Origin of the sequence: Amphritea sp. (assembly GCF_016744155.1) — a bacterium.
Classification (GTDB): Bacteria; Pseudomonadota; Gammaproteobacteria; order Pseudomonadales; family Balneatricaceae; genus Amphritea.
On sequence record NZ_JADGEW010000037.1, the window covers coordinates 1 to 26558 of the forward strand.

Annotated in this window: 25 protein-coding genes and 1 pseudogene; 3 read left to right on the forward strand and 23 right to left on the reverse strand. The window is 44.2% G+C overall.

Annotated elements, in window-relative coordinates:
* The 9 genes from QZZ54_RS18385 to gmd all read right to left on the reverse strand — a co-directional run.
* A partial coding sequence (locus QZZ54_RS18385; protein ID WP_290705486.1) for an NAD-dependent epimerase/dehydratase family protein occupies positions 1-319 on the reverse strand: 319 nt, incomplete at its 3' end.
* Complete coding sequence (locus tag QZZ54_RS18390; RefSeq protein ID WP_290705489.1) at positions 319-2043, reverse strand: thiamine pyrophosphate-binding protein; 1725 nt, start codon at positions 2041-2043, stop codon at positions 319-321. The genes QZZ54_RS18385 and QZZ54_RS18390, both read right to left, overlap by 1 nt.
* Before the next feature lie 58 nt (positions 2044-2101).
* Positions 2102-3415, reverse strand: a complete 1314-nt coding sequence (rfbH, locus tag QZZ54_RS18395; protein ID WP_290705492.1) for a lipopolysaccharide biosynthesis protein RfbH — start codon at positions 3413-3415, stop codon at positions 2102-2104.
* Positions 3408-4517, reverse strand: a complete 1110-nt coding sequence (gene rfbG, locus QZZ54_RS18400; protein WP_290705495.1) for a CDP-glucose 4,6-dehydratase — start codon at positions 4515-4517, stop codon at positions 3408-3410. The genes rfbH and rfbG overlap by 8 nt, the downstream gene beginning before the upstream one ends.
* Complete coding sequence (gene rfbF, locus QZZ54_RS18405) at positions 4499-5272, reverse strand: glucose-1-phosphate cytidylyltransferase (RefSeq protein ID WP_290705498.1); 774 nt, start codon at positions 5270-5272, stop codon at positions 4499-4501. Before rfbF ends, rfbG begins: the two co-directional genes overlap by 19 nt.
* Before the next feature lie 28 nt (positions 5273-5300).
* Complete coding sequence (locus QZZ54_RS18410; protein ID WP_290705502.1) at positions 5301-6266, reverse strand: FAD-binding oxidoreductase; 966 nt, start codon at positions 6264-6266, stop codon at positions 5301-5303.
* Positions 6267-6405: 139 nt separating this feature from the next.
* The gene (locus QZZ54_RS18415; protein WP_290705505.1) at positions 6406-7575 is read right to left on the reverse strand and encodes a DegT/DnrJ/EryC1/StrS family aminotransferase; all 1170 of its coding nucleotides are present in this window, start codon (positions 7573-7575) and stop codon (positions 6406-6408) included.
* Positions 7568-8494 carry a GDP-L-fucose synthase gene (locus QZZ54_RS18420; RefSeq protein ID WP_290705508.1) on the reverse strand — a complete coding sequence of 309 codons (927 nt, stop codon included), beginning with the start codon at positions 8492-8494 and terminating at the stop codon, positions 7568-7570. Before QZZ54_RS18420 ends, QZZ54_RS18415 begins: the two co-directional genes overlap by 8 nt.
* Before the next feature lie 6 nt (positions 8495-8500).
* Positions 8501-9625 (reverse strand): GDP-mannose 4,6-dehydratase, encoded by a 1125-nt coding sequence (gmd, locus tag QZZ54_RS18425; protein WP_290705511.1) that lies wholly within the window; start codon positions 9623-9625, stop codon positions 8501-8503.
* A gap of 931 nt (positions 9626-10556) precedes the next feature.
* On the opposite strand from gmd, the pseudogene mnmC reads away from it, so the two are divergent.
* Both mnmC and QZZ54_RS18435 read left to right on the forward strand, forming a co-directional pair.
* A pseudogene (gene mnmC, locus QZZ54_RS18430) lies at positions 10557-11948 on the forward strand (bifunctional tRNA (5-methylaminomethyl-2-thiouridine)(34)-methyltransferase MnmD/FAD-dependent 5-carboxymethylaminomethyl-2-thiouridine(34) oxidoreductase MnmC); the annotation flags it as partial.
* Between the two features lie 35 nt (positions 11949-11983).
* On the forward strand, positions 11984-12655 hold the full coding sequence (locus tag QZZ54_RS18435; protein ID WP_290705513.1) for a CBS domain-containing protein: 672 nt from the start codon (positions 11984-11986) through the stop codon (positions 12653-12655).
* 18 nt (positions 12656-12673) lie between these two features.
* Here QZZ54_RS18435 and QZZ54_RS18440 read toward each other — a convergent pair whose 3' ends face one another.
* From QZZ54_RS18440 to ccmA, 14 genes are all read right to left on the reverse strand, one after another.
* Positions 12674-13333, reverse strand: coding sequence for a DUF4126 domain-containing protein (locus QZZ54_RS18440; protein WP_290705516.1), 660 nt, complete (start codon positions 13331-13333; stop codon positions 12674-12676).
* A 43-nt stretch (positions 13334-13376) separates the two neighbouring features.
* Complete coding sequence (locus QZZ54_RS18445) at positions 13377-13589, reverse strand: YheU family protein (protein WP_290705519.1); 213 nt, start codon at positions 13587-13589, stop codon at positions 13377-13379.
* Positions 13590-13591: 2 nt separating this feature from the next.
* On the reverse strand, positions 13592-14164 hold the full coding sequence (locus QZZ54_RS18450) for a hypothetical protein (protein WP_290705522.1): 573 nt from the start codon (positions 14162-14164) through the stop codon (positions 13592-13594).
* A gap of 16 nt (positions 14165-14180) precedes the next feature.
* Positions 14181-16211: an NAD-dependent DNA ligase LigA gene (ligA, locus tag QZZ54_RS18455; RefSeq protein WP_290705524.1), complete on the reverse strand. Its 2031-nt coding sequence runs from the start codon at positions 16209-16211 to the stop codon at positions 14181-14183.
* A gap of 18 nt (positions 16212-16229) precedes the next feature.
* On the reverse strand, positions 16230-17927 hold the full coding sequence (gene zipA / locus QZZ54_RS18460) for a cell division protein ZipA (protein WP_290705527.1): 1698 nt from the start codon (positions 17925-17927) through the stop codon (positions 16230-16232).
* A 69-nt stretch (positions 17928-17996) separates the two neighbouring features.
* Complete coding sequence (ccmI, locus tag QZZ54_RS18465) at positions 17997-19241, reverse strand: c-type cytochrome biogenesis protein CcmI (RefSeq protein WP_290705530.1); 1245 nt, start codon at positions 19239-19241, stop codon at positions 17997-17999.
* The gene (locus QZZ54_RS18470; RefSeq protein WP_290705533.1) at positions 19238-19711 is read right to left on the reverse strand and encodes a cytochrome c-type biogenesis protein; all 474 of its coding nucleotides are present in this window, start codon (positions 19709-19711) and stop codon (positions 19238-19240) included. The genes ccmI and QZZ54_RS18470 overlap by 4 nt, the downstream gene beginning before the upstream one ends.
* Positions 19711-20241, reverse strand: coding sequence for a DsbE family thiol:disulfide interchange protein (locus QZZ54_RS18475; protein WP_290705535.1), 531 nt, complete (start codon positions 20239-20241; stop codon positions 19711-19713). Before QZZ54_RS18475 ends, QZZ54_RS18470 begins: the two co-directional genes overlap by 1 nt.
* Positions 20242-20265: 24 nt before the next feature.
* A complete protein-coding gene (locus tag QZZ54_RS18480) occupies positions 20266-22227 on the reverse strand; it encodes a heme lyase CcmF/NrfE family subunit (protein WP_290705538.1) in 1962 nt (653 codons plus the stop codon).
* Between the two features lie 2 nt (positions 22228-22229).
* The gene (gene ccmE, locus QZZ54_RS18485; protein ID WP_290705541.1) at positions 22230-22691 is read right to left on the reverse strand and encodes a cytochrome c maturation protein CcmE; all 462 of its coding nucleotides are present in this window, start codon (positions 22689-22691) and stop codon (positions 22230-22232) included.
* Positions 22688-22867, reverse strand: a complete 180-nt coding sequence (gene ccmD, locus QZZ54_RS18490; protein ID WP_290705544.1) for a heme exporter protein CcmD — start codon at positions 22865-22867, stop codon at positions 22688-22690. The genes ccmE and ccmD overlap by 4 nt, the downstream gene beginning before the upstream one ends.
* Positions 22868-22877: 10 nt before the next feature.
* The gene (locus tag QZZ54_RS18495) at positions 22878-23630 is read right to left on the reverse strand and encodes a heme ABC transporter permease (RefSeq protein WP_290705547.1); all 753 of its coding nucleotides are present in this window, start codon (positions 23628-23630) and stop codon (positions 22878-22880) included.
* 20 nt (positions 23631-23650) lie between these two features.
* Entirely contained in the window at positions 23651-24340 is a 690-nt protein-coding gene (gene ccmB / locus QZZ54_RS18500) for a heme exporter protein CcmB (RefSeq protein WP_290705556.1), read from the reverse strand.
* A gap of 35 nt (positions 24341-24375) precedes the next feature.
* The gene (gene ccmA, locus QZZ54_RS18505; protein ID WP_290705550.1) at positions 24376-25014 is read right to left on the reverse strand and encodes a cytochrome c biogenesis heme-transporting ATPase CcmA; all 639 of its coding nucleotides are present in this window, start codon (positions 25012-25014) and stop codon (positions 24376-24378) included.
* 154 nt (positions 25015-25168) lie between these two features.
* Between ccmA and QZZ54_RS18510 the strand changes: the two genes are divergently transcribed.
* Positions 25169-26558: hypothetical protein (locus QZZ54_RS18510; RefSeq protein WP_290705553.1), on the forward strand; the 1390-nt coding region annotated here is incomplete at its 3' end.

Genomic DNA, 26558 nt, shown 5'->3' on the forward strand with positions numbered 1-26558 from the left:
GATCTGTAGCTGCATGAATAATAAGATCATAATTTTCACTTACATTAGAAAAATCTCTAATATCACCTTTAATAAAACTAAAAAAATCATGATTTGAAAACTGAGGATAATCTTCACAAAACTTTTCTGGGGAACGAGAAAGAATCAAAACCTTAATATTTAATTTTTTAACTTTATTCAAGTAAATAAAACTTTCAAGAATCCACTTACCAAAAAAGCCTGTACCACCAGTAAGAAATACTCTTTTGTTCTTAAAAAAACAAAAATCTTTTGAAACTTCATTAGCAATGAATTGTAAGTCATTATCATCAATTGGCATCAATCATTCCTATTTGGATATTGCTGATCTATTGGATTGCCAAAAGCTAATCTAGGCTTACACTCCCTAGCATCTCGCATATTTATCTCTAACAATGCAGGACTTGGATTTTCTATAAAACTCAATAAAGCAATATCAAATTCTTTTTCTGTTTCTATTAAAGTGGCATTCATATTATAAGCTTTTGCAATATCGACAAATGAAGAGCTATAGCCTTTCCAATAAGTACTTTGATTTCTACCTTCAAAATACATTTCTTGAAACGCCCTTACCATACCTAAAGATTCATTGTTAACGATAATCGTTAAAATGGGTAACTCTTCACGAGCTATAATATCAAGCTCTTGAATATTTAACTGTGCGCCACCATCTCCTGAAATAGAAACAACATTTTCATTAGTTGCATAATGAATACCTATAGATGTCGGTATTGCAAAACCCATTGCTCCCAAGCCGCCAGAATGATGGAGCATTTGCTTTCTATCTAGTAATAGTGAGTGAGCAACCCACATTTGGTTATTTCCAACATCAGTTACAAACTGAGCAGGCTTTCCTTTAAACCCCTTCGATAATGACATACATAAATTAAATGGACTTATAGCCAGCTCTTCATATTCATTTTTGAAGGTTTGACACCATTGCTTCTTTATTTCATTAAACCACTGACTTTCTTCAATATTTTTTTCATTTTTTCTACTCATGTGAATACTGAAGAATTGTTCACATCTAGCATTGATGTTTACTTGCCCTTTGACGCGATTATTAAGCTGAGCTTTGTCTATATCAATCTGAATGATGTTTTTTGCTAATCTTGCAAAATCATTTACATCCGCCCCTGTCTGACGAATATCTAAACGACTTCCAAGAACAATTATTAAGTCGGCATTTTGTATTGCATAATTTGCGGTTCGGGTACCATAAGCTCCGATCAAACCAAAGTACCCGTTCAGTGATGATGTTTTTTCGCTCCCCTTCAAACTTGCAACGTAGGGAATATTTAATTGAGAAATATACTCTTGCCACTCAATAAAGCTAGATTCATTGACAGCTCCGCCACCGATTATAAACAACGGCTTTTCCGCTTTTGAAAGACAATATAGTACTTCTTCAAACTGATTCAATGTAGATTGGCACTTATCAATAGAAACCCTTAAGTCATTTTTTTTTCTCACATTCAAGTAATCAAGAACATTATCACTTAATTCAGATCGTTGTATGTCCATTGGTATATCTATTAAAACAGGTCCTGGGCGCCCCGAAATAGATATATCAATAGCTTTTTGTAATTCTGTAATTAGCTCGTCGGGTGATTTTATTTGAACAGCATACTTAGTGATACTCTTTACGACACTTACAATATCTAATTCTTGAAATCCCTGTTGACGAATATTTCGATCGCCCTTTAATTCATGAGAATTCACTTGCCCAGTAATAAATATACATGGATAGTTATCAAGCCAACAATCTGCAATACCTGTTACAAGGTTTGTGGCACCTGGGCCGCTAGTTGCTAACGCCAGACCTAACTGATTATTCTTTGTCGCTCGCGCAATCCCCCCAGCCGCAAAAGCAGCCGCCTGTTCGTGATGTACAGAAATGAGTCTTGTTTCACTAAGTAAATTAATGCTATCTACTAAGTGGGCGATCATCCCACCAATCAGTTCAAAACCGACTGTTACATTATTAGCACTTAATACTTTAGCTATTGCGTCAGAAGATTTCATTTACTCAATTACCTGAATTTAGATGACTAGTCACCAACTTCGAATTAATCATAATAAATCAGAAATTCAAACCAAAAAACTCTTCAAATTTTTCAATAATGAAATCTAAATGATCTGTTGATAACCCTGGGTAAACACCAACCCAGAAGGTATGGTTCATGATGATATCTGTATTCGTAAGTTCACCGACTATACGGTATTCGATATTCTCAAAATATGGTTGGCGTGTTAAATTACCCGCGAACAGCAAACGGGTCCCAATTTTAAACTGATCCATAAATTTAAGAAGTTCTACACGATTAATACCGATTTCAGGCTTGATAGTAATTGGGAAACCAAACCAAGAGGGGTCTGACTTTTCTGTCGCTTTTGGTAAAATCAAAAATTCTTCGCAGCTTGCTAATCCTTCTTTCAAATAGCGGAAGTTAACTCTACGTTGTTCAACAAACTGCTCAAGACTATCCATTTGAGCTAGACCACAAGCCGCCTGCATATCAGTGATTTTAAGATTGTAGCCTAAATGAGAATATGTATATTTATGATCATACCCCTCTGGGAGAGAGCCTAGTTTATGATCAAAGCGTTTGCCACATGTATTATCGCAACCTGGTGGGCAATAGCAATCACGCCCCCAATCACGGAAAGATTCAATCAATTTACGCAAATCATTATTTTTAGTAAATACAGCACCACCTTCACCCATTGTAATATGATGTGCTGGGTAAAAGCTGACCGTAGCTATGTCGCCGAATTGACCAACCATCTTACCGTCATACGTCGAACCTAATGCGTCACAGCAATCTTCAATTAGCCATAAATTGTATTTATCCGCTACGCGACGTGCTTCCGTTAAATCGAACACATTACCCAAGGTATGGGCAACCATAATAGCTTTGGTTTTGTTTGTTACAGCCGCTTCGATCATCTCTGATTTGATTTGGTAAGTTGGGATATCAACATCAACAAAAACAGGTACAAGGCTGTTTTGAATTATTGGATTAACCGTCGTAGGAAAACCAGCAGCAACAGTAATCACTTCATCACCGGTTTTTAATTGCCGATCACCTAACTTAGGGGAAGTTAATGCCGTTAATGCCAGTAGATTAGCGGAAGAACCTGAAGTTGTTGTTAATACATAAGGGACACCTAAATATTCACCTAAACGCTTCTCAAATGCAGCATTAAAACGTCCTGTTGTTAACCAACCATCAAGTGATGCTTCAACCATCATATTTAGTTCATTTGCACCTAGTACTTTACCTGATGGTGGTACTACACTTTCACCACCAACAAATACTTCTGGTGCATATTCGATTTCCGCATATTGCTCAACGAGTACGGCAATCTGTTTTCTGATTAATTCTTTAGACATTCTCGTTTCCTGCTCTTGCTGCCATATATTCTTTAATTTCATTTATTGTATACTGTTTGATATCTTGGCCTTCAAGCCAAGCTTTTTGCCAGCGAACAATACGACTTAATGTTTCGTCTAATTTCCAGACTGGTTGCCAATTCAAACGCATTTTTGCTTTAGAGCAATCCAGCTTCAAATAATGCGCTTCATGTGGATGCTCACCTTCACTTAAATACCAACTCGCTTTATCACCCCATTGCTCCACTAATTTATCAACAATCCACCGAACAGGTTTAGCATCTTCTTCACTTGGTCCAAAGTTCCAAGCCTCAGCATAGTCTGGGCCTTGTTCATAAAGATGCTCAGCAATTGTAATGTAACCGGATAAAGGCTCAAGCACATGCTGCCAAGGACGAATCGCGTGCGGGCTACGGATTTCAACAGACTTTTCCTTTGAGAAAGCATTTAGCATATCAGGGATTAAACGATCATCAGCCCAGTCACCGCCACCAATTACATTACCTGCACGAACCGAAGCAAGTGCACAACCATGCTCTTGGTATTTATCTTCATTAAAGAAAGACTGACGGTAAGAAGAAGCAACCAGCTCAGCACAACCTTTACTGTTGCTATAAGGGTCATACCCCCCCATCGCTTCATTTTCACGGTAGCCCCAGATCCACTCACGGTTTTCGTAGCACTTATCACTGGTAATATTTACGACAGCCTTTACACCACCAACTTGCTTAACCGCTTCTAATAGATGGACAGTCCCCATGACATTGGTAGAATATGTTTCCATTGGTTCATCATAAGAAAAACGAACTAATGACTGAGCAGCCATGTGAAACACTATTTCGGGCTTAAATAATCCGATACTTTCTTTTAAATGTAAAAAGTCACGTATATCACCTTCTTCTGAAGACATACCAAAACCGACTTTAGCTTCTTCAAACAAACTTGGTATTGTTGGGACTGATAACGAATAACCTTGTACAATGGCTCCCATTTCTTGAAGCCACAAAGAAAGCCAACTTCCTTTAAAGCCAGTATGACCTGTTAGAAATACCTTTTTATCTTTCCAAAAGCTTGGGTTCATATTTATATCCAGACCTTCCAAGGTGCCTTACCCGCTTGCCATAGCTCCTCAAGTTGCACTTTGTCACGTAATGTATCCATAGGCTGCCAGAAGCCATGATGCTCATAGGCCATCAGCTCACCTTCTTGCGCTAGAGTTTTCAATGGTTCTTGCTCCCATGTGCAGCCATCACCATTAATATATTTTAATACTTCAGGTGATAAGACAAAGAAACCACCATTAATCATCGCACCATCGCCACGCGGCTTTTCTTGGAAACTGTTAACTTTTCCTGCAGAAATATCTAAAGCACCAAAACGTCCAGGAGGGAATGTTGCCGTTAACGTTGCTTTTTTTCCATGCGACTTATGGAATTCAATAGACTTTGTTATATCAATATCACCAACACCATCACCGTAAGTGAAGCAAAAAAATTCTTCATCTTTCAGATAGTCCGCAACACGTCCTAAACGCCCCCCAGTCATTGAATTGTCACCTGTATCTACTAATGTAACAGTCCATGGCTCTGCATGCTTTTCATGAACTTTCATTTCATTATTTTTCATATCAAAAGTAACATCAGTCATATGTAAGAAATAGTTTGAAAAATATTCTTTGATTACATAGCCCTTATAACCACAACAAATTATGAAATCTGTAATTCCATGAGCTGAATACTGCTTTAGGATATGCCATAGAATGGGTTTACCTCCAATTTCAACCATAGGCTTAGGTTTTAAAGAAGTTTCTTCACTGAGACGAGTGCCTAAACCACCGGCTAGAATGACTGCTTTCATGGATACTCCTAATAAAAAATAAATTTAATTATTCTGCAGGCGTAAATGCATCTGAAAAAAATTGCTCACTGGATAAACCTTTAATATTAAATGCAGCTCTAGCAGCATTTATCATCAAAGGTGAACCACAAGCGTAAACTTGGAAATCCTGCATTGATAAAAAATCATCACACACTGCTTGATGAACGAAGCCAGTGCGACCATTCCAATCTCCATCTCCTGATAATACGGGGGTGTAATATATGTGAGAGTTCTTCTCAGAAATCTCAGCAAGCTCTTGTAAATAAAAGCTATTTACTAAGCTCATGCCCCAATAGATATGAATATCTCGCTTATCTTGATTGCAAATTAACTCTTCAACCATAGCTTTAACAGGCGCAATCCCTGTTCCACCGGCCAATAATATCAATGGTCTTTTGCTTTGACGAATAAAGAAAGTACCCTTAGGCCCTTCTACGCGCATCAATTGTCCCTTTTTAATTCCAGAAAATAATGCATTAGACATTTGGCCATTAAGAACTTTACGAATATGTAATTCAATTCCGGTAGAAACTTGTTTCGCATTAGCAATTGAATAACTACGTTTGATGCCTTTAAAACTTAAATCGACATACTGCCCTGGTAAATAATTAAACTTTACTGTAGCAGGGAAACGAAATCGAATAACCATCACGTCATCGGTAACCAGTGAAAAACTATCAACTTTACATGGCACTGTTTGTTCTTTTTGTCCTACCAACTCAGGATGATAAAATGCTTTTAATGTCGTATTTGATAATGCTTTTGACTGACAAACCAGAACATCGCCCGATTTAACTATTATTCCTTTCTCATTTTCTACTTCTCCAGAAATAATTTCAGCGGTACAGATACCACAGTCACCTGTCTTACAGCTATGCGCCAAAGGAACTGATTGCTTCAGTGCATCATCCAATAAATTTCTGTCACTTTGAAAGTGCACACCTGCTGGTTGAATAATTATTTCATAAGGCATAATAATATCTTTCTGAAATCATTCAAAACTTTCACTCCCAACCCAAAAAACAGGAATATAAACATCAATCGCATATTAAACAAATATTACATATCCATTCATATACGCAAACAGCCATAGAGACAGTAAAAAAACCTTACTAAATAATATCAGCCAGCAATCGTATTTCTTTTTCGATATCGTTTTGATGGTTACCTACAAATAGCCCGTGTGCATCAAGATATTCCGCTGCATCTAAAGACCCTGATACTTCATAATCAAAATATTCTAGAACTTCTGTATTTTTCAAAAAATTTCCGGTCACGATTGGCCGACATTCAATACCGTTACTCACAAGCAACTTTACTAACTCAGCTCTATCATAAGGTGCATTTTCTTTTAATATTAATGAAAAGCCAAACCAACTGCTTGAACCAGTTTCTTGCTGTATATCAATGTATGGATGATCCGAAAAACAGCTTTGAAATAACTTTGCATTCCTGCGTCTAGTTTCAATGAAGCCAGGTAGTTTTTTAAGCTGCTCGACACCCAACGCCCCACTCATCTCTAATGGCCGTGCGTTATAACCAGGTAACATAAACTTAAACGACTCTTCAAATGGGTCATCACTTTTTTCGCCACTGACTTCATTAAACTTTGGCAAGTTACGGGTCCATCCGTGAGCTCGAATGCAAAGCAAAATATGATAAAGTTCTTCATCATCAGTAACTATACAACCACCTTCCATCGTAGCTATATGGTGTGAAAAGAATGAACTGTATGTACCCATCACTCCGAAAGTACCGGCTTGTTTACCATCAATAGTTGCACCCATTGATTCACAGTTATCTTCTAGTACATATACATTCCGGCCAGCAATTATTTCATTCATTCGGGCATAATCATTCGGATTGCCCAACAAATTAACTGACAATATCGCTCTGGTTTTGTCTGTTATTGCTGCTTCTAATTTATCTAAATCCATATTCAATGTTTTACGATCTATATCAACAAACTTAACTTTCAAACCATATTGCTGAAGTGGAAAGTAAGTAGTCGACCAAGATACAGCAGGGACGATAATTTCATCCCCGCGTTTCAGTTTTAACTTTGAATTTTTTGTAAAGAATAACGACGCTATCATCAACAGATTTGCTGTCGAACCCGAACTTACCATTAGCGCATATTTAGAACCAAAAAAACCAGCAAAGTCCTTCTCATACTGAGCAACTTCTTTGCCCATAGTAAACATATCGGACTCTATCACTCGTTGAATAGCAGAATACTCTTTCTCATCCCAAGTGCTACTCGCTAGTGCATAATTAGTCATTACAGTACTCACTTAAATAAAATTGGTATGTTTTCCTAATGCCAGACTCTAATTGTGTTTTATAAGCCCAGCCAAATTCTTTTAGTTTCTGATCATCAATTAATTTTTGTTTCATGCCAACGGGTTTGGTTAAATCATGTTTAAATTTACCGGTATACCCCACTATTTTTGCCACAGCTTGGTAATATTCATTAATACTAAAATCTTCACCCAAGCCAACATTCAAATTCTGAGGCATTTTTTCAAAATTATCTATTGCATAGAAGATGAACTCAGCCAAATCTTCGGCATACATAAATTCTCGACGCGCTTCACCATCACCCCATATATCAACTTCAGGTAAATTATTTCTCTTAGCTTCCGATATTTTCCGAATAACAGCAGGTATCATATGTGAATTATTAGGATCAAACTTATCAAAACAGCCATATAAATTACACGGAATAATCGTTTTATATTGACGACTTCTATTTTCTTTATTTATGTACTCACACAAACGTGTGGTAGTTATTTTTGCGAGTGCATAACCTTCGTTTGTTGGTTCTAATTCACCCTTCAGAATTAAATCTTCTGATAAAGGGTTACATGCATCACGTGGATACATACAAGAACTACTTAAGTTTAAAAACTTTGTCACTCCAAAATCATTTGAAGCCGTTAGGATATTAAGTCCCATTTGCATGTTATCGACTAAAAATTTAACTGGCTGTGACATGTTGGCTTGAATGCCACCAACGATACCTGCAGCATGGATAATCATATCTGGAGCATGTGTGCTTATATATTCATTTACTGCGCTGCCATCGAGTAAATTCAGCTCAGCGCTGCTAGGTGATAAAAATTCATGGCGGTGCTTAATAGCAGCTGCAAGAATATTTTTACCGACCATTCCATTGGCGCCAGTAAGTAATATCTTCATTGTTTTCTACTCAACTGTGATCGAAGTGTTGTAGCCATGATTTTTCAAAATAGCTTGCTGCTTCGCTTTATCTAAATCACTAGCAACCATTTCACTGCACATTTCTTCAACAGTGATTTGCGGTACCCAACCTAATTTTTCCTTTGCTTTAGACGGGTCTCCCAATAATGTTTCTACTTCTGCAGGACGGAAATAACGTGGGTCTACTTTAACAATAACATCACCTACCTTTAGAGCAGATGCATTTTCACCTGTAATTGCTTTAACCGTTGCCACTTCGTTAAGCCCTTCTCCTGTAAATTCAAGTTCAATTCCTGCTTCGATTGCGGAGAGTTTGACAAATTCACGAACAGAAATTTGCTTACCTGTCGCAATGACATAATCATCTGCGGTGTCTTGCTGCAGCATCATCCATTGCATGCGCACGTAATCTTTCGCATGACCCCAATCGCGAAGTGCGTCCATATTACCAAGATACAAACACTTCTCTAAACCTTGTGAAATATTCGCGATTCCACGGGTAATTTTACGCGTAACAAATGTTTCACCACGACGAGGGGACTCATGGTTAAATAAAATCCCATTACATGCGTACATCCCGTAGGATTCACGATAATTCACCACTATCCAGTAGGCGTACATTTTTGCTACAGCATAGGGAGAACGCGGATGAAACGGAGTGCTTTCTGTTTGTGGGATTTCTTGTACTTCTCCATACAACTCGGAAGTAGATGCCTGGTAAAATTTTGTTTTCTTTTCCAGCCCTAAGAAACGAATAGCCTCGAGTAAACGTAACGTCCCCATCGCATCAACATCAGCGGTGTATTCTGGGCACTCAAAAGAAACTGCTACATGTGACTGTGCGCCAAGGTTATACACTTCATCTGGTTGTACATCTTTAATAATTCGAGTCAAATTAGATGAATCGGTCAAATCACCATAATGTAGAAAGAATTTTTGATTTTTCTCGTGGTTATCTTGATATATATGATCAACACGCTCAGTATTTAATGATGAAGCGCGACGCTTAATTCCATGTACTTCATATCCTTTTTCTAATAACAACTCAGCAAGGTAAGAGCCATCCTGCCCGGTGATACCAGTAATCAACGCAACTTTATTCTTTAACATGTGATTTCCTATTAAAACCATTCTTTCGAATCAAAAAATTTATAAATCAATTCCATTAACCGCGAAAACACCACCTACTTATGTAGCCCCCCACTTGAAGCACCCCTTCGGGCTTTAATCTACTGTTGAGTTGTTCGCTACCGACAATTCGACGTTAGCATTTCGCTATCAGTCAAGTAAAAGCTGATGCCATTGCCCTGTCTCAGACAGAAAGCTCACTTGCGCTTCGTCCTCCACATCGCTAATTCTTTCGAGTCCTTATAATATCAGCACTAAATTTTGACATTATATATAATTGACGCATTAAAGTACGGCATTACCCAATATCAGACTACGAAAATAGATACCGATGAACAGACAGAACTCTGCGAGGCTAAAGTGGCACTCAGCACCCAAAATCAGTCTATTTCAGTGACTGCAACTTTTCCACTGACAACGGTTTAGCCGAAACAGGCCGTGTGTTTCTTATGAATAGGAAACTGAGGAATAGGCTTTCCTCGCTGAAGCACAATTCATTTACCCTTGCCAAAACCGGCTTTGGTACCAGGCCAACTTCCTAACCATCTGACTACTTTGGAAGAGCTCCTCTACTAACCTTTGCACACTTTAGTTTTTAGCGTCGAAAAACATCCTATAAATAAACATGAACTTGCGCGAGCCTTACCAACCTGCCCGCTGACTCAAGGATGAGGCAGGCAGCTATTAGCTCGACACCCATACTTCAACTCAAACTTTCATAAAATAAGCTTTGATAGGGGCAGGTTGTTCTGACCTTAGTACTTGGTAATGTGATAGATTACTACGGTCAGTTTGCGCAAAAGTCGACGCGTGAATTTTAGATGGTTTTGCACTTCTAAGAATCCTAACATGCGGACCCTTGAGCTATTCCAGTTGATGGTTTACCGCAGCAATAAGATAATGCCACTTTTCTACCTTTGGCTGCGCCAGGGTGCTCCGAGACAGGCTTAAACAGGCAGAATTTATTATTAATAAGAGAACAGGATTTGAACTCAAGCGAGAGATGCTCTCCGGCTCACTTTCCGGTATTTCAACAACAAACAAATCTGATAAGACAATGTCATGGTTTACACTACCCCAAAAACATTCCAGTGAGAGAACAGCTCTGATTATCGGAGCAGGCATAGCTGGCTGCTCTACAGCGCGATCATTAGCTCTAAGAGGCTGGAAGGTAACACTTGTGGATCGTAACCCAACGATTGCCGCTGAAGGGTCAGGCAATCGCCAAGGGGCGCTTTACGCCAAGCTGCCGGTTGAACCCATTCCCGCTAGCCGCTTTCATCTATCAGGCTTTCTTTACAGCAGGAATTTTCTTAAACAAAGCCTGTCTGACAGGCCTGATATCTGGTCACCTTGTGGGCTACTTCAGCTGGCATCGAGTGAAAAAGAGCGGCAAAAGCATCTAAAATTGTCTGACTCTGGCAATTACCCTGACTCAATCGTCCGTTTTGTCGAGCAAGCTGAGGCCTCCAAGCTTGCAGGTATCACTGTAAACAATAGCGGTTTATTTTTTCCTGAGGCTGGCTGGGCGACACCACCACTATTGTGTGAGTGGTTGACCGACCACCCCAATATCAGCGTGAAAACCTCAACAGAGATTATTAAGTTAGAACGAGCTGATACTCTTTGGAAGGCTTACTCTCAAGACAACACCGTGATATCAGCAGCAGTCGTTGTTGTCGCCTCAGCGGCTGATAGTGCCAAATTTGAGCAGTTAGATTCGTTACCTGTACAAAACATTCGTGGGCAGGTATCTCTTACTCGATCGGAAATTAGCACTACCCCCTTAAAAACAGTACTTTGCTGCGAAGGCTATATATCCCCGGCCAAAGAGGGGCGTTTCTGCTTCGGTGCTACTTTCGACCTCAAAGATGAAGCAAGGGATATCAGAGAGTCAGGCCACCAGCATAACCTTGATAAAATCTCTGACATATCAATTGAGCTAGGCACGGCCTTACGAAATTATCATACTGAGAACGGTTTAGATGGACGTGTCGGTTTTCGGTGCGCGTCTCCCGACAAGCTTCCAATGATAGGCCCCGTGCCTGTTTATGACGAGTTTATTAAAGACTATGCACAGCTGAGCCGTGACGCCAAGAAAATAATCGAAACAGCACCGAAACACTACCCTGGATTGTTCGCAAACCTGGCCCATGGATCAAAAGGACTAATTAGTGGTCCAATTAGTGGTGAGATAATTGCTGCTATGCTTGAAGATGAGCCTTTGCCCATTGAAAAGGAACTCATTGATAAGCTAAACCCAGCACGATTTATCATCAAGAATCTGATCAGACGGACGATATAATACAAACAGTACTTACATGAAAGTGAAAGATAGCTATGGCATTGATTATTTACGATCAGGGATATCGTATACAAACACCGGTTAAATCTATGTTCATTCCTCGCGGAGTGGAGCAGATGACTGCTGCCGCTAATACCGCAGCCGCTGGCGGTGATAAAGATCACGAGAAAGACCATATCGAGCAAGTTCTACTTCAGGAAGCGGGCTCACAAGGAAAAGGAAACGCACGGAAGGCGGCATCTGCCTATAGCCAAACCGGAGGCAGCAGCTCTATTCAAGAACACCCACGCTCCTATATCCCAGCATCACTGATCATGTCACATCCAGTACAAGCTGTATTACAAGGCAGTAAAATTCAGTCCGCGCTATACAAAATGAAGCAGTTTGATATTAGCCATCTGCTTGTACTCTCGGGTGCCGGTAGATTGATGGGGATAGTGACAGAAAAGTTGCTACTACAATACTTAAGCTATCAGGGTGCTCAACTTCATACAGTCGAGGACACCATTGAGGAGAGCTACACAACACAAGTCATTACCGCGACACCGGATACTAACATTCGTCAACTGGCGGTAAGCTGCGTGGAGCACCAACTCACCTGCATCCCCATTGTTCAGGACAACGGCAACCTGACCGGAATCATCACCCGCACCGACCTGCTTCAGTCTCTGATTAACAATGAATGGCTGGACAGCCGGTCACCTTAGCCTGCTAACTGAAAACACCTACGGTTTACGAGGCGGTAGCACACCACCCTCAGCTATTTTTATGTCGTCTGACTTATGCCCAAAAAGCCCTGCCAGAAAAGTGAACACCTTCTTCACACCCCGCCAGATTTTTGGCAGCAGCCAAATCACCAATGCAACAAACAGCACTAAGCCGATCAAAAAGGCGACGGGATAATTCAACGCGGCCCATAAACCACCAAAAACCACCAGATCTTCAGAGACCGATGCGGTCCAGTTAGTCACTGGTTCCGGTGACGTATTAATCATCACTCGACCACCCGCTTTAAGTGCGTGACTAGTCGCCGAGAGAGAACCGCCCACCAGCGCAGCTGCGAGTACCACTGCCCCATTCATATCGCCTACAGCGCCCGCCGCTAGAGCAGCACCTGCAGGTATTCTTATAAAGGTATGCAGCGTATCCCAACCGGTATCCACCCCGGGGATCTTATCAGCGAAAAACTCAACACAATACATAAAGCCCGCGGCCATCAGCACCATAGGATCGGCAATGATTTCCAACTCAGCGGGTAACTCTAGGTTTCCCATATTGGACATCAAACCCAGCATCAGAATAGTTGCATAGAGATTAATACCACTCGCCCAACCCACTCCCATGGTCAAAGCAATTAAAGCGGTAATTTGTTCTAACTGATCCATAACGCTCTCCCCGGCACCAATTTAAAGCAGGTATCTATAAATTTTATAAACTATCACGTGCCACTATATTGCACAGCCCTGTACTTTGGCTGAACAAAATAACCGCAACACCTTGCTTTAGTTTAGACCGGACTTGCTCAACCCGCGCCTCAAGCCCCACTTCAATATCACCATAGTCTGTACCATCGCGGGTGACATACTCCTCGATCATCAAGGTCAATGTTTCAGGGCTGAGTTGTTCCCATGGAATAATCATGATTAAAAAGGTAAGCGGAAAAAGCTGCCAGCGCGTTCTCGGATACGCGGACAATATTTAAGATCATCCCGATACTGCTTCGCCCGACTATCGACCTTTTCAGCCTGTCGGACCAGTAACAGATCCGGGTTATATTCCATTCGGTGTAACCCGCCATGACCGATTCGCGCAGCAATATATAATTTACCCGCTTGTTCCATCGACAGACTATTTCGCTGACTCGCCATCTGTGCATGCCAACCGAGATAATCCAGCGCAGTTTCAATCTCCGAAAAGCTGCCCGCCCAGTTTTCTGTAGCCAAACGGTATTCTTCCCAGTCAGAAGAAGCAGGATTAATATACTCACTGGCTTCAGTACCGATCGGCACATTGAGTTCTGCCAATGCTATATGCAGCGGCAGCCCCCAGCGACTCTCTGTTGTTACCACGGCATCTAACCAGTCATTATGTTGGTAAAGCGCTCGACAGAAGGGATTATCCGGAGTGACAAAACGTTCAGGAACTACCTGAGTGATCTCGGTACATCCCTGTAATAACAAGACACCTAGCAAACATAGCCGTATCGGTCTGTACATCACTCAGTCACTCCGTTTAATTATTATAGTCCGCCAACAACGCCAGCATCTGCTCTTCATCTATGACTTGAATACTTAACTCTTCCGCTTTTTGTAGTTTCGAACCCGCGCCTGGCCCCGCTACAACACAATCCGTTTTGGTTGAAACACTGCCGGCAACTTTAGCGCCCAGCGCCAGCAACTGCTTTTTCGCATCTGCCCGGGGCATCTGCTCCAGAGTACCGGTAAGCACCCAGGTCTGTCCCGCCAAAGGCTGATCATTCTGATCCACCTCAACATTCTGCCAATGCACGCCCGCATTTTGCAGCGCCTCAACAACTTCAAGGTTATGTACCTGATGGAAGAAACTAACGAGATACCGCGCGACAATCGGCCCAACATCAGAAGCCTCCTGGAGCTGTTCTTCGCTCGCTGCTATAACTGCTTCAAGAGAACCAAAGTGAATCGATAAAGTCCTGGCGGTGGCTTCACCCACTTCACGGATACCCAATGAATAGATAAAATTCGCCAGTTCAGTTGCCTTACTTTTCTCGATACTCTGCAATAACTTGGTCGCAGACTTATCGCCCATCCGCTCCATACTCGCAAGCTGCAAATGATGTAGGTGATACAGATCAGCGGGGCTACGAACCAGCTCTTTTTCTACCAACCCGTCAATCAGTTTTTCACCCAGACCATCGATATCCATCGCCTTGCGTGATACATAGTGTTTTAACGCTTCTTTGCGCTGGGCAGCACAACTTAAACCACCCGAACAACGCGCAACAGCCTCGGTTTCAATCCGCATAACTTCAGAATCACACACTGGGCAACGATCCAGCATACTGATAGGAATAGAAGCCTTAGGTCGTCGGTCGATAACGACTGAAACCACCTGAGGAATAACATCCCCAGCTCGGCGCACAATCACTGTGTCGCCCGCACGTACGTCCAGGCGCTCGACTTCATCCATATTATGCAGCGTTGCATTACTAACCGTTACACCACCGACAAATACCGGTTCTAACCGAGCTACCGGTGTGATTGCGCCGGTTCGACCCACCTGGAACTCGATAGCATTGACCGTTGTAATCTCTTCCTGTGCGGGAAACTTATGAGCGATCGCCCAGCGAGGTGCCCTTGAAACGAAGCCTAATTGCTGCTGAAGCGTTAAAGCATTAACTTTGAATACTATCCCGTCAATCTCATAAGGTAGCTGGCTACGCTTTACTGAGAGCCTTTCAAAGTAATCCATGCAGCCTTGAACCCCCTCAACCACCGCCATTTCAGCGTTGATCTTTAATCCCCAGGTCGCCAGCGTTTCTAAAATGGCCACATGGGTATCAGGCAATTCTCCTCCACTAACAACGCCAACAGAGTAACAACACATCTCTAATGGACGCTGAGCCGTGATTTTAGGGTCCAACTGCCGCAGACTACCCGCGGCAGCATTACGGGGATTCACGAAAGGCTTTTCTCCGCGCTTCAAAGCCAGCTCATTGAGCTGACTAAAGCCTTTGCTGGGCATATAGATCTCACCACGGACCTCAAGACGCTGCGGATACCCACTTCCCATCAATTTCAACGGAATCGAAGGGATGGTACGTACATTCAGAGTAATATCTTCACCCGTACTGCCATCTCCACGGGTTGCCGCTCTTACTAATACGCCATTTTCATAAAGCAGACTTACTGCAATACCGTCCAACTTAGGCTCACAGGCGAACTGCAATGCCTTATCATCGGTCATCTTCAACCGATCCCGCACTCGCTTTTCAAATCCTTGCATATCCTCTTCAGAGAAAGCGTTGTCAAGAGACAGCATCGGCATCTCATGACTAACCTGATTAAAGGCCGCCAGTGGCTGGGCACCAACCCGCTGGGTAGGCGAATCTACAGTGATTAACTCCGGGTTCTCTTCCTCCATCTTTTTCAATTGCTGGAACAGTCGATCATACTCAGCGTCTGGGATCTGTGGATTATCGAGAACATAGTACTGATAATTGTGGTGACGCAATGTATCGCGCAGCTGTTCTAACAGCTGCGTAATGGAAGTATCAAGGCTCATGGGCGTATTCTGGAGGTATCAGGCAGTTGTGGTTTTTTTCAGCTTACGCATCTCGTAACGGCGGACACGTTCGCGGTAATGTTCTTTAGTTTGATCTCTCATGGTGGAGCGATTTTCATCCAACAATACACCATGTAGATTTTTAGCCACCGCATCGGCGGTAGCCAGCATACATTCATAGGCATTCATCACGTCGCGAGGTTCTTCCATCGACATAAAGAAAGTAACACCCCGCGTTTCTATGCTATCCATCGTATCAATATCAAAATAGCCAGGCTCAAGCGCATTGGTCATGCTGAACTGGATAGCGCCCTTATCAATGCCATCTTCATACCGGTGGAAAATTTTCATATCACCGTAGCGCATACCGCAAGCCAGCACGATCTGCAGTAAATTTTGACCCGAGAAGCTCTCGCCTCCATCGGGAGAAGCGACAGAGATTACCAACACCTTATCGGCTTCAGGTATTTTCTGCAGTGACTGCCCCTTCATTTCAATCATAGAGGCATTCTTTTGCTGAGTCTCAACATGCGATTTAGTCTTAGCCGAATGATCAGCTACAGGCTTCGGCTCATCGGTAAACAACCCTTCATCCGGAATGATTCGCTTATCATCCGTTGCAGTGAAGTTCAGTTTGCTTGCTTCAGGCTCTGACTCAGAGTCATTAACCAGCGTAAAGATACTCGCTTGCTGTTCTGGCAGATCCATCGCCGCCTGCTCAGGCTGGCTGTCTTCATCTTTCGCCGGGCGGACCAGTTCACTGACGGGGCGGGTAAGATCGAAGTCATGTTCTTCTTCATCCACAGCGCCTTCAGAACGGGCATCCAAACGAAAGCCATCAGGCAGCGAGGCGATCAGGTCATCTTCATCCGCTGAATAAGCCGCTCGCTTTCGTCTGTATTCAAGCTCGTCAGCTTTTTCGTCAATGGGATCTTCTTGCATAAACAGATCTGCCGCTACGGGCTCTTCTACCTGTTCTTCTATCCGCCCTACTGTCAGCTCTTCCGCCTGCTCTTGTTCATCGATCAAATCTTTAACGGGTTGATCTATCTGTTCTTCTACATCAGCAAACAGATCTTTATTCTCGGATGCGTCCGACTCAACAATTAATTCTGGCTCTGGCTCTGGCTCTGGCTCTGGCTGAATAAGCCTAGCTTCGACTACAGGAATTTCATCCTCTTCACTAAACTCAGATTCCGGTTCAGATGCAGGAATAACCCGAACAGCAGAGATTCCTTCAGCAAGTTCATCAAACGAGGGACCATCAGAATGTGGCGGAAAACTATCAGAGGAAGCAAACAGCGGATCATGTTCATCCTGAGTAACAGGCTGATAAGATGTGTTTTTCAGTTTTTTTGCAGAAGGTTTATCAAAGTTTCTCTGAGGCTTTTTCTCTGACAGGGTTGCACGGGCAGAGGATAGATCCAACTCATCATTGCCAAACACGGGTTCCTGACGCTTTTCAGGAATATTCGTACCTGCGGCGACAGGTTTAGACTCCGCATAACCATCACGACCTATAACCCGAGCACCGCCGCCTGGCAGTTCCGGGTTAAAAGATTCATCAGGAATATCGGGCAGTTCGGACAAAGAACTATCGATATTCATTTTAAGATTATTGCCACCACCACGCATGCGGCGCCAGCCATCCAACACAATCAGGAGAACAACTATCGCGCCACCGATAATCAGCCATTCACGTAGTCCTAATTCCATCGCCTGATGCTACCCTTATTCAAATTTATATACGTGACTCAAAATCTCTATTGTGCTGAACTCAGATACTCATTCAACTATCTGATCAATAGATAGTTCTAATATATCAACTTGGTCATGAACAGCAACAGGAGAAATCATCCCACTTAAATCTCCCGGTGCCGGGCGGGGCTGTCCAGACGCTGATATACGCGCAACAACCTCAACCTGATCTGCAGAAGAAAGAAGAGCATCCGGGCTCATTGAAAGACTATCATCCAACACTAAAGATACCGGCAGATCCGCCACGGTCAAGCGTTTTGCGGCCAGAGGCATGCGACCACCCACCGGGCGAGCAAAGATAAAGACAGTCATATCCGGCTTCACGCGACTCGCTAATTCAGGGTTTAAACTAACAGTCAGCTCCAATTTCACCTCTGCTAGCTCTGGAACAGTCTCACCCGCAGCAACTAATTTCTCCCGGGCTGAACGCACCCCAGATTTTAGAGAGTCAGCCTGTTCACCCGTCGCATTTCGCAACCCTTTCTGCCAGAACTCCATCGCATCACGGTAGTTACCAGACTCATAAGCTTCAATACCCAACAAACCCAGCGCGGTGACTTCAAACGGTTCTAGCGCCAGGGTCTTGTCAACTTCGCTACGAATCTGGTCGTCCATTTTACCATTACTGGCAAAGAACAGCGCCTGTGCATACTGGCCATTAACGCCAGCGTACTGGGGCGCATCTTTAGGCAAATACTTCAAAGCATTGGCATAACCCTCAGCAGCACCCTTAAAATTCTGCATACTCATGAAAGTGTTTGCTAGCAGGTACCAGCCTTCTGGATTTTCAGGCTCCTGCGTCAGGCGATCTTGCAATGCAGAAATCGCTTCATCAACTGTTGGTTGTTTCCCATTAAAAGGGTCTGCAGGCTGATTCAGCGCTACCGACAAGTCACCTGAACGCCCATATTTACTGTACATCGCCAAGCCAATCGCAGGTATCAGTATGGCTAACAGAAAGGCGGTAATAATTGCCTGACGAGTAACTGTTAATGGTTTAGTCGAGGAGTTTTCAGTCTCATCAACATCCTGAAGCAGGTTACGCTCCAGTTCTAGTTTCAGTGAATCATAATTATCCCGATCCAGATTCCCAGACGCCAACTCAGCGTCCAACTCAGACAAACGCTCCTGATAGATGGTGATATTCAATTCCCGACGATCAACATCAGGAAGCGAATCAGTTTCTGACTGACGTGCCCGATATACCGGAAGTAATACAAAAGCCACCGCTAAAAGTGAAAGCAGTGCGATTCCTAACCATAGCGCCGTCATTTATCCTGCTCCTGTTTCAATAGCTGATCAAGTCGCAGTTTCTCTGCATCGCTCAAACTAGTTTTCGGTTTACCGGGCTCTGCTTTCTTTCGCTTTCCACTGACCAGCAATACCACTACTACACCAATCAACAATAACACTGCAGGTCCATACCACAGCAGATAAGTTTGCTCTGACATCCGTGGGCGATAAAGTACAAACTCTCCATAGCGGCCCACCATGAAATCAACTACCTGCTGATCGTTGGCGCCATCCTGAAGCATCCGATGTAACTCCTCACGCAAATCCTTAGCAATCGGCGAATTAGAGTCTGCAATATTCTGATTTTGACATTTTGGACAACGCAGTTCGCTCGCTAATGACTGAAATCGCTCCCGGGTCACTTCGTCTTTGAACTCGTAAGTATCAATCGCTGCACTCACCAACCCACTCAGGGTTAGAAGTATCACAAATAAGGCATGCCGAACCATCAGTTAACCTCCAGCTGCTTCATCTTCTCGCGTAACTCACTCCAGACCAGCTGATCAATCGCGCCAATATGTTTATAACGGATGACCCCTTGCGCATCCAACAGAAAGGTTTCAGGTGCTCCGTAAACGCCCAAATTCAGACCAAGCTTACCCTCGGGGTCGAAGATATTCAGAGCATAAGGGTTCATATATTTTTCCAGCCAGATCTGAGCCTTAGCACGGTCATCCTTATAGTTCACACCATAAATGGTGATCCCTTCATCCCGAGCGATACGGTTCAACTGCGCATGTTCCTGCTTACAGGTGGGACACCAAGTCGCCCAGACGTTCAGCAGCGCAGGACGCCCCTTCAGATCAGCGGCAGTCAACGTTTTCTGTTCATCAAGAAGATCAGACAGACTGAATTCCGGCACTGGTTTGTCTATCAGTGGTGACGGAATAGACTTAGTGTCTTTACCTATACCATTCAAGAGAAACAACCCCAGTGCAATAAACAGAACCAGTGGCAATATAGCAGTTAATTGACGCATTATTAGACCTATTGAAATACTTAATCAGGCTGCAGCTCGGGCAGCATCGCGCCGGGCTTGTTTACGGTATCGTGGATCAGTAGCGGCCAGTAAACCACCCGCGGTCATCAACAAACCTCCAAGCCAGAGCCAGCGAACGAAGGGCTTATGCTGAACACGCACAGCCCAGGCCCCATTTCCCAGAGGCTCTCCCAGGGCCACATACAGATCACGAAATAGACCGGGATCGATATCCGCCTCAGTCATCACGTTACCTCGGGCAGGATAGAAACGCTTTTCCGGGTGCAACTCGCCATAAATTTCACCGCGATACAAAACCCGAATCACACCCATATCCGAACTGTAGTTAGGCCCCTGTACTTTCTTGGCACCAAGAAACTCAAACTGATACTCGTTAAAGCTCAGCACTTCACCCGGCGCCATTCGCAGATCACGCTCTTCGTTGTAAGTTGTGACCATCACCACACCAACCACTGCAACCGCGAATCCTGCATGCGCCAGAATCATGCCGAAGTAACTTCGCGACATCCCTGCCAGACCTGCTTTCAAACTACTGCGACCAGAAATCTTTTTCCATATATCCATGGCGTTGCAAAACACAACCCAGAAGACCAGTGTCATCACACCAGCCACCACCCAAGTAAACTCACCGGCGTATAGATACTGTGATAACAGACCAGCTATCACACTGGCAACCGCAGGCAACCAAAGCTGTTTCAGGAGGAAGGACACTGAAGTCTCTCGCCACCGGGATGCGACACCGATACCCAAAAAGCCAGCCACGAGTAACATTAAGGGCACGAAAAGTGAATTAAAGTACGGCGGCCCAATTGAGATTTTACCCCAACCCAACGCATCAACGATCAGCGGATAAATAGTTCCCAGCAATACCATCATCGCAGAGACCACCATCAGAATATTATTAACTAACAACAATGATTCACGGGACAGCAGCGCAAAACTAGATTCACTCTTCACATTACCGGCTTTAACCGCATACAGGATGAGTGATCCACCGATGGTAATAACCAGCAAAGCCAGAATAAAATAGCCACGATCAGGATCTGAAGCAAAAGCATGTACTGAGGTCAAAACCCCTGAACGCACCAGGAATGTACCTAACAGACTCAGTGAGAACGCAAATATCGCCAACAATACCGTCCAGCTTTTAAAGACTCCACGTTTCTCTGTAACTGCCAAAGAGTGAACCAATGCGGTACCTATCAGCCAGGGCATAAATGAAGCATTTTCCACCGGATCCCAGAACCACCAACCACCCCAGCCAAGCTCGTAATAAGCCCACCAGCTTCCCAAGGCGATACCCAATGTCAGGAAAGCCCAGGCAATCGTTGTCCAGGGACGTGACCAACGCGCCCAGGCAGAATCAAGGCGACCGGTAAGTAGTGCTGCGATAGCAAAAGCAAAAGCAACAGAGAAGCCCACATACCCCATATACAACATTGGGGGATGAATAATCAGGCCAATATCCTGCAATAAAGGATTGAGGTCTCCACCTTCAGCCGGAAACTGCGGCAGATGACGATCGAACGGGCTAGAGGTCATCAGTGTGAATAAGATAAAACCAACGCCGATAATACCCATAACCCCAAGTACTCTGGAGATAATCTCCAGTGGCAGATTTTTACTTTTTACAGCAACGGCAACAGTCCAGCCGCTAAGAATCACTACCCAAAGCAATAGAGAGCCTTCGTGCCCACCCCAGATCGCACTGATCTTAAAATACCAGGGTAATAATGTATTAGAGTTCGTTGCGACATAAACAACAGAAAAGTCATCTACAACAAAAGAGTAACCCAGGCAGAGAATGCTGATAACAAGAAAAAAGAACATACCCATAGCCAAAGGCCGGGCATAATTCATCATCAACGTATTACCCACTGTAGCACCAACCATCGGCACTACTGCTAGCAAAGCAGACAAACAGAGTGAGAGAATCAGCGCATATTGGCCCAGTTCTGGAATCATGATTACTCTGCTCCCTTCGCGCGCATCTGATCGGGCATTTTACCCGCTTTTTCTAGTGCTTCCGCGACTTCAGGTGGCATATAGTTCTCATCATGCTTGGCCAGCACTTCCACTGCCTCGAACACCCCGTCACTATTCATAGCGCCTTGCGCAACAATCCCCTGACCTTCCCGGAACAGGTCTGGCAAAATCCCGGTAAAAGACACTGTCACTGAATTAGCATAGTCCGTCATATCAAACATGACGTTAAGACTTTGAGTATCACGAATCACACTCCCTTCAACGACCATACCCCCTGCGCGTATTCGGGTGCCTTCCGGGGCTTTATTATCAACAATATCAGTAGGTGAATAAAACAGATTAATATTCTGATTCAGGGCATACATCGACAACCCAACAGCGGTCGCTGCACCGAACACAATAAATAATACGATTATCAGGCGCTGTTTACGTTTCGGGTTCATGACTTCGGTTTCTCCCTGCGCAGCCTGCTGGCCTGCTCGATAAAGATCTGACGCTTGTGCATCAGTGGATTTACTATATTAGTAACAATCACAATCAGCGCAATTGCATAACTCAGCCAGACATAGAGGCCATGGCCGCCCATGTCGATAAATTCGGCAAATGATTCAAAACTCAAGGTAATTTCCTCAACCGGTAATCAGGTCACGTACCCAGCTACTGCGACGCTCGCGCTGGATAATTTCATTACGTAACCGCAGCATCATAGCCACGGCAAAAAAGCAGTAGAAACCGATCACCATAACCAGCAATGGTACCCACATCTCTGAAGGCATTGCCGGACGTTCAGTCAGTGTAAAAGTAGCGGGCTGATGCAGTGTATTCCACCAGTCCACAGAATATTTGATGATAGGAATATTCACCAATCCTACCAGCGCCAGTACCGCCGTTGACTGGGCAGCAGTCTGAGCATTTTCAATAGCAGAGTTAAGCGCAATAATGCCAAGATAAAGAAAAAGCAAAATCAACATTGAGGTCAGGCGTGCATCCCATACCCACCAGGACCCCCAGGTTGGCTTACCCCAGATAGCACCTGTCGCCAAAGATAAGATAGCAATAGTTGCCCCGATAGGCGCACAGGCTTTGGCTACCATATCAGCGACTTTCATTTTCCAGATCAGGCCTATAGCCCCAGCAACCGCCATCATCATGTAACAAGACTGCGCTAGAATCGACGCCGGAACATGGATATAGATAATCCGAAAACTATTCCCCTGCTGATAGTCTGCAGGAGCAAAAGCGAGCGCCCAAACAGTACCCACCAGCAACGTTGCAACAGCGGCAATAGCAAAAATCGGCAATAACTTGCCCGTAATCTCATAACACCAGCGAGGAGAGGCCAATTGATAAAACCAACGAGGCATCCACTTTTTTTCAGCCATTTTTCAACCTTAACGGGTAATCACCCACTTACACTAATTCTTAATGCGGCACCAATTGCCAAAGGGGCCATCACCAACCCAAGCGAGAGCATCGCCCCCAATATAGCGAAATAACCACCTAATGGGAGCCCTGTTACAGCCCCCTGAACCGCAGCACTACCAAAAATCAACACTGGTATATAAAGAGGCAGCACCAGTAACGAAATCAACACACCACCTTTACGTAAACCAACGGTCAACGCTGCGCCTATGGCACCTACAAGGCTCAGCGTAGGCGTTCCCAGCAACAAGCTGATCACCAGGCCACTCATCCCATCTGCCGGTAAAAAGAGCATTACCCCTAGTAAGGGGGCCAATAGCGTTAACGGCAGTCCTGTCAACATCCAGTGTGCCAGTACTTTAGCCAACACCACCATGTATAAAGGTTGAGGGCTCAGCAATATCTGTTCTAAAGTTCCGTCCTCAAAATCAGAACGGAACAGGCTATCCATCGAGAGAAGCGTCGCCAATAAAGCAGCTACCCAAACCACCCCTGGGGCAACATCTGCCAAAAACCCAGGATCAGGGCTCACACCAAGAGGAAACAATGTCGCTACCATCAAAAAGAAGATCAGGGGATTGACCAAATCACTTTTACGACGATAGGAGAGCAACAAATCTCTTTTCAACGCACCCCAGAAAGGACCATCAACTTTATACTCACTGACCATCCCGCTATCTGCCGGTTGATTAGGCACGGTATCGCTCATAAAGTTCCCGCTAATTGATCAAGATTAAGGCGCCGAATTTTATCACCCATCGCTAGCTCATGATGAGTTGTCAATATCACGGTCCCTCCCTGCTCTGCATGGGCCGCAATCAACACTTCTTTTTCAGCCACACCCCGCTTATCAATGGCGGTAAAGGGCTCATCCAAAATCCACAGAGGGGCACTGCTCAAATATAAACGGGCCAGACTGACACGACGGTTTTGCCCTGCCGATAAAGTATGACAAGCGCTGTCTTCATATCCGCTCAGACCGACTTTCTCCAATGCATAATCAAGCTTTGCCAAATCAATTGCCGGATGCATAGACGCATACCAGTGCAGGTTTTCCCGAGGAGTTAAGACCGCTTTGACACCGGGTTGGTGGCCAAAATAAAGTAACGATTCGCGATAATCTTGAGCACAATCATCCAAAGACTCTCCCTGCCAATAGATATCGCCTTCAAAATGACGAGACAAACCACTCAGAATACGTAAGAGTGTTGTCTTACCACTGCCATTCTGTCCTTCAACCTGAAGAACTTCACCAGCGTTAACTTCAAAGTTGAGTGACTCGAACAACACACGGTCGTCCCGTTCACAGAACAAATTCTCAATTTTAAGTCTTGGTGTGGGCAACAGAACAACCTCAAGAAAACGAAACAGACAGATACACCTTTATAATTAGCAATATCCGCCGAAAGCAAGGCATTATATACAAAATAAAGTGCTGAAGGGCATAACTGAGTCAAAAGAACTAGAAGCTATACCGGAGGTCGCTAAAAAAACTATTATGCTGAATCCTTTAAGCGTTCAGAGCCTGCAATCCAATACCGGTAAATCTCTATCGGCAGTTGAACTCGTTCGTGCCCTCCCCCTTAACAATCCTACTCAGATAACAGTAAGACAAAGCAGTGCTGATGCAGCCCGGCCTAACCAGTTCACCCTTCAGGTCCAGTTAGGCAACCAGCTATATCAGCTTAAAAGCAATCAGTCACTACCACCCGGAAGCACCGCAACACTCACCAGAACGGCCGCAGGCCAACTCCTACTTAGCACGACCTTAACTTCCCCTTTGTCTGCCAATCTTCAGTTACAAGCATTGAATCAACCCGCTACAACCCAGGCTAAACCGATACAGCAAAGCGGCGCTGGAACTCAACCCGGTGCTAATCAGGCACGAGCACCAGAACAAACCCCGATCATTCAAATAAAGGGGAACACTCAACAGCCGAAAGGCCAACCACAAACCGCCGACCAACCCCGACTGCCTCCCATAACAGCAAACCTACCACCCCGTCTGTCAGCTGAGCTGAGCAAGCTTCTCCCTCTTAACCGACCCGTTCTGGCCACCATTAATATTACCGCTCATACCGGCAGCAAAAACGGAGCCAGCAGTGTAACCGCCACTATTAATGGCCGCACTCTCCCTTTGACGCTCAATCAACCGCTTCCATTTGATGGAAAGGTTCTACTAGTCAGAACAAACAATGAACAGGTTCAGATTCAATCACTCACCTCACCTATCCAAAACCAGAGCCTGGAACGTCATATCAGTGATGCTTTGCGCTATGTACTCCCTGCTCAACAGCCCGTCGCAGACTCTTTGACTAAACTGCAGCTACTCAACAACAGTGTCGGGGCTGAAAAAAGCCCAATAAACAGCATACTTAGCTCTCTGATCAACCTGTTCGGCGTAAAAACAGGCTCTTCGTCAGAGGGACGGACCGGCGTGCAGCAAAACCTATTAAATGGCGGGTTGTTTACGGAACGTAACCTGGCTAACCCTCGGAGCCAGATACCCACAGGGGAGATGAAAAAACAACTCGGCCAGTTATTGCAACAAGCAGACAAATTACCAGAGCTACCCAGACAACAGCTTCAGGAACTCGTTAAAGGACTACTCAGCCGGGTCACTAGCAATCAACTAGAAAGCATCCAAAACACCCGTATCAGTAGCGATGGTGGAATTGAACGTTTCTTTGCACTGGACCTGCCAATACGCAACGGTGATCAGCTCGATAACGTCGAACTAAAAATATCAGAACACCGACGTCAGCTTTCCGAAAACGACTGGCAACAACTATGGCGCGTGAGATTACATTTTGATTTAGAAGAACAGGGTAAAATTGATGCCGAACTGATACTGGAAGATGATCACCAGATCACAGCTCACTTCCTGT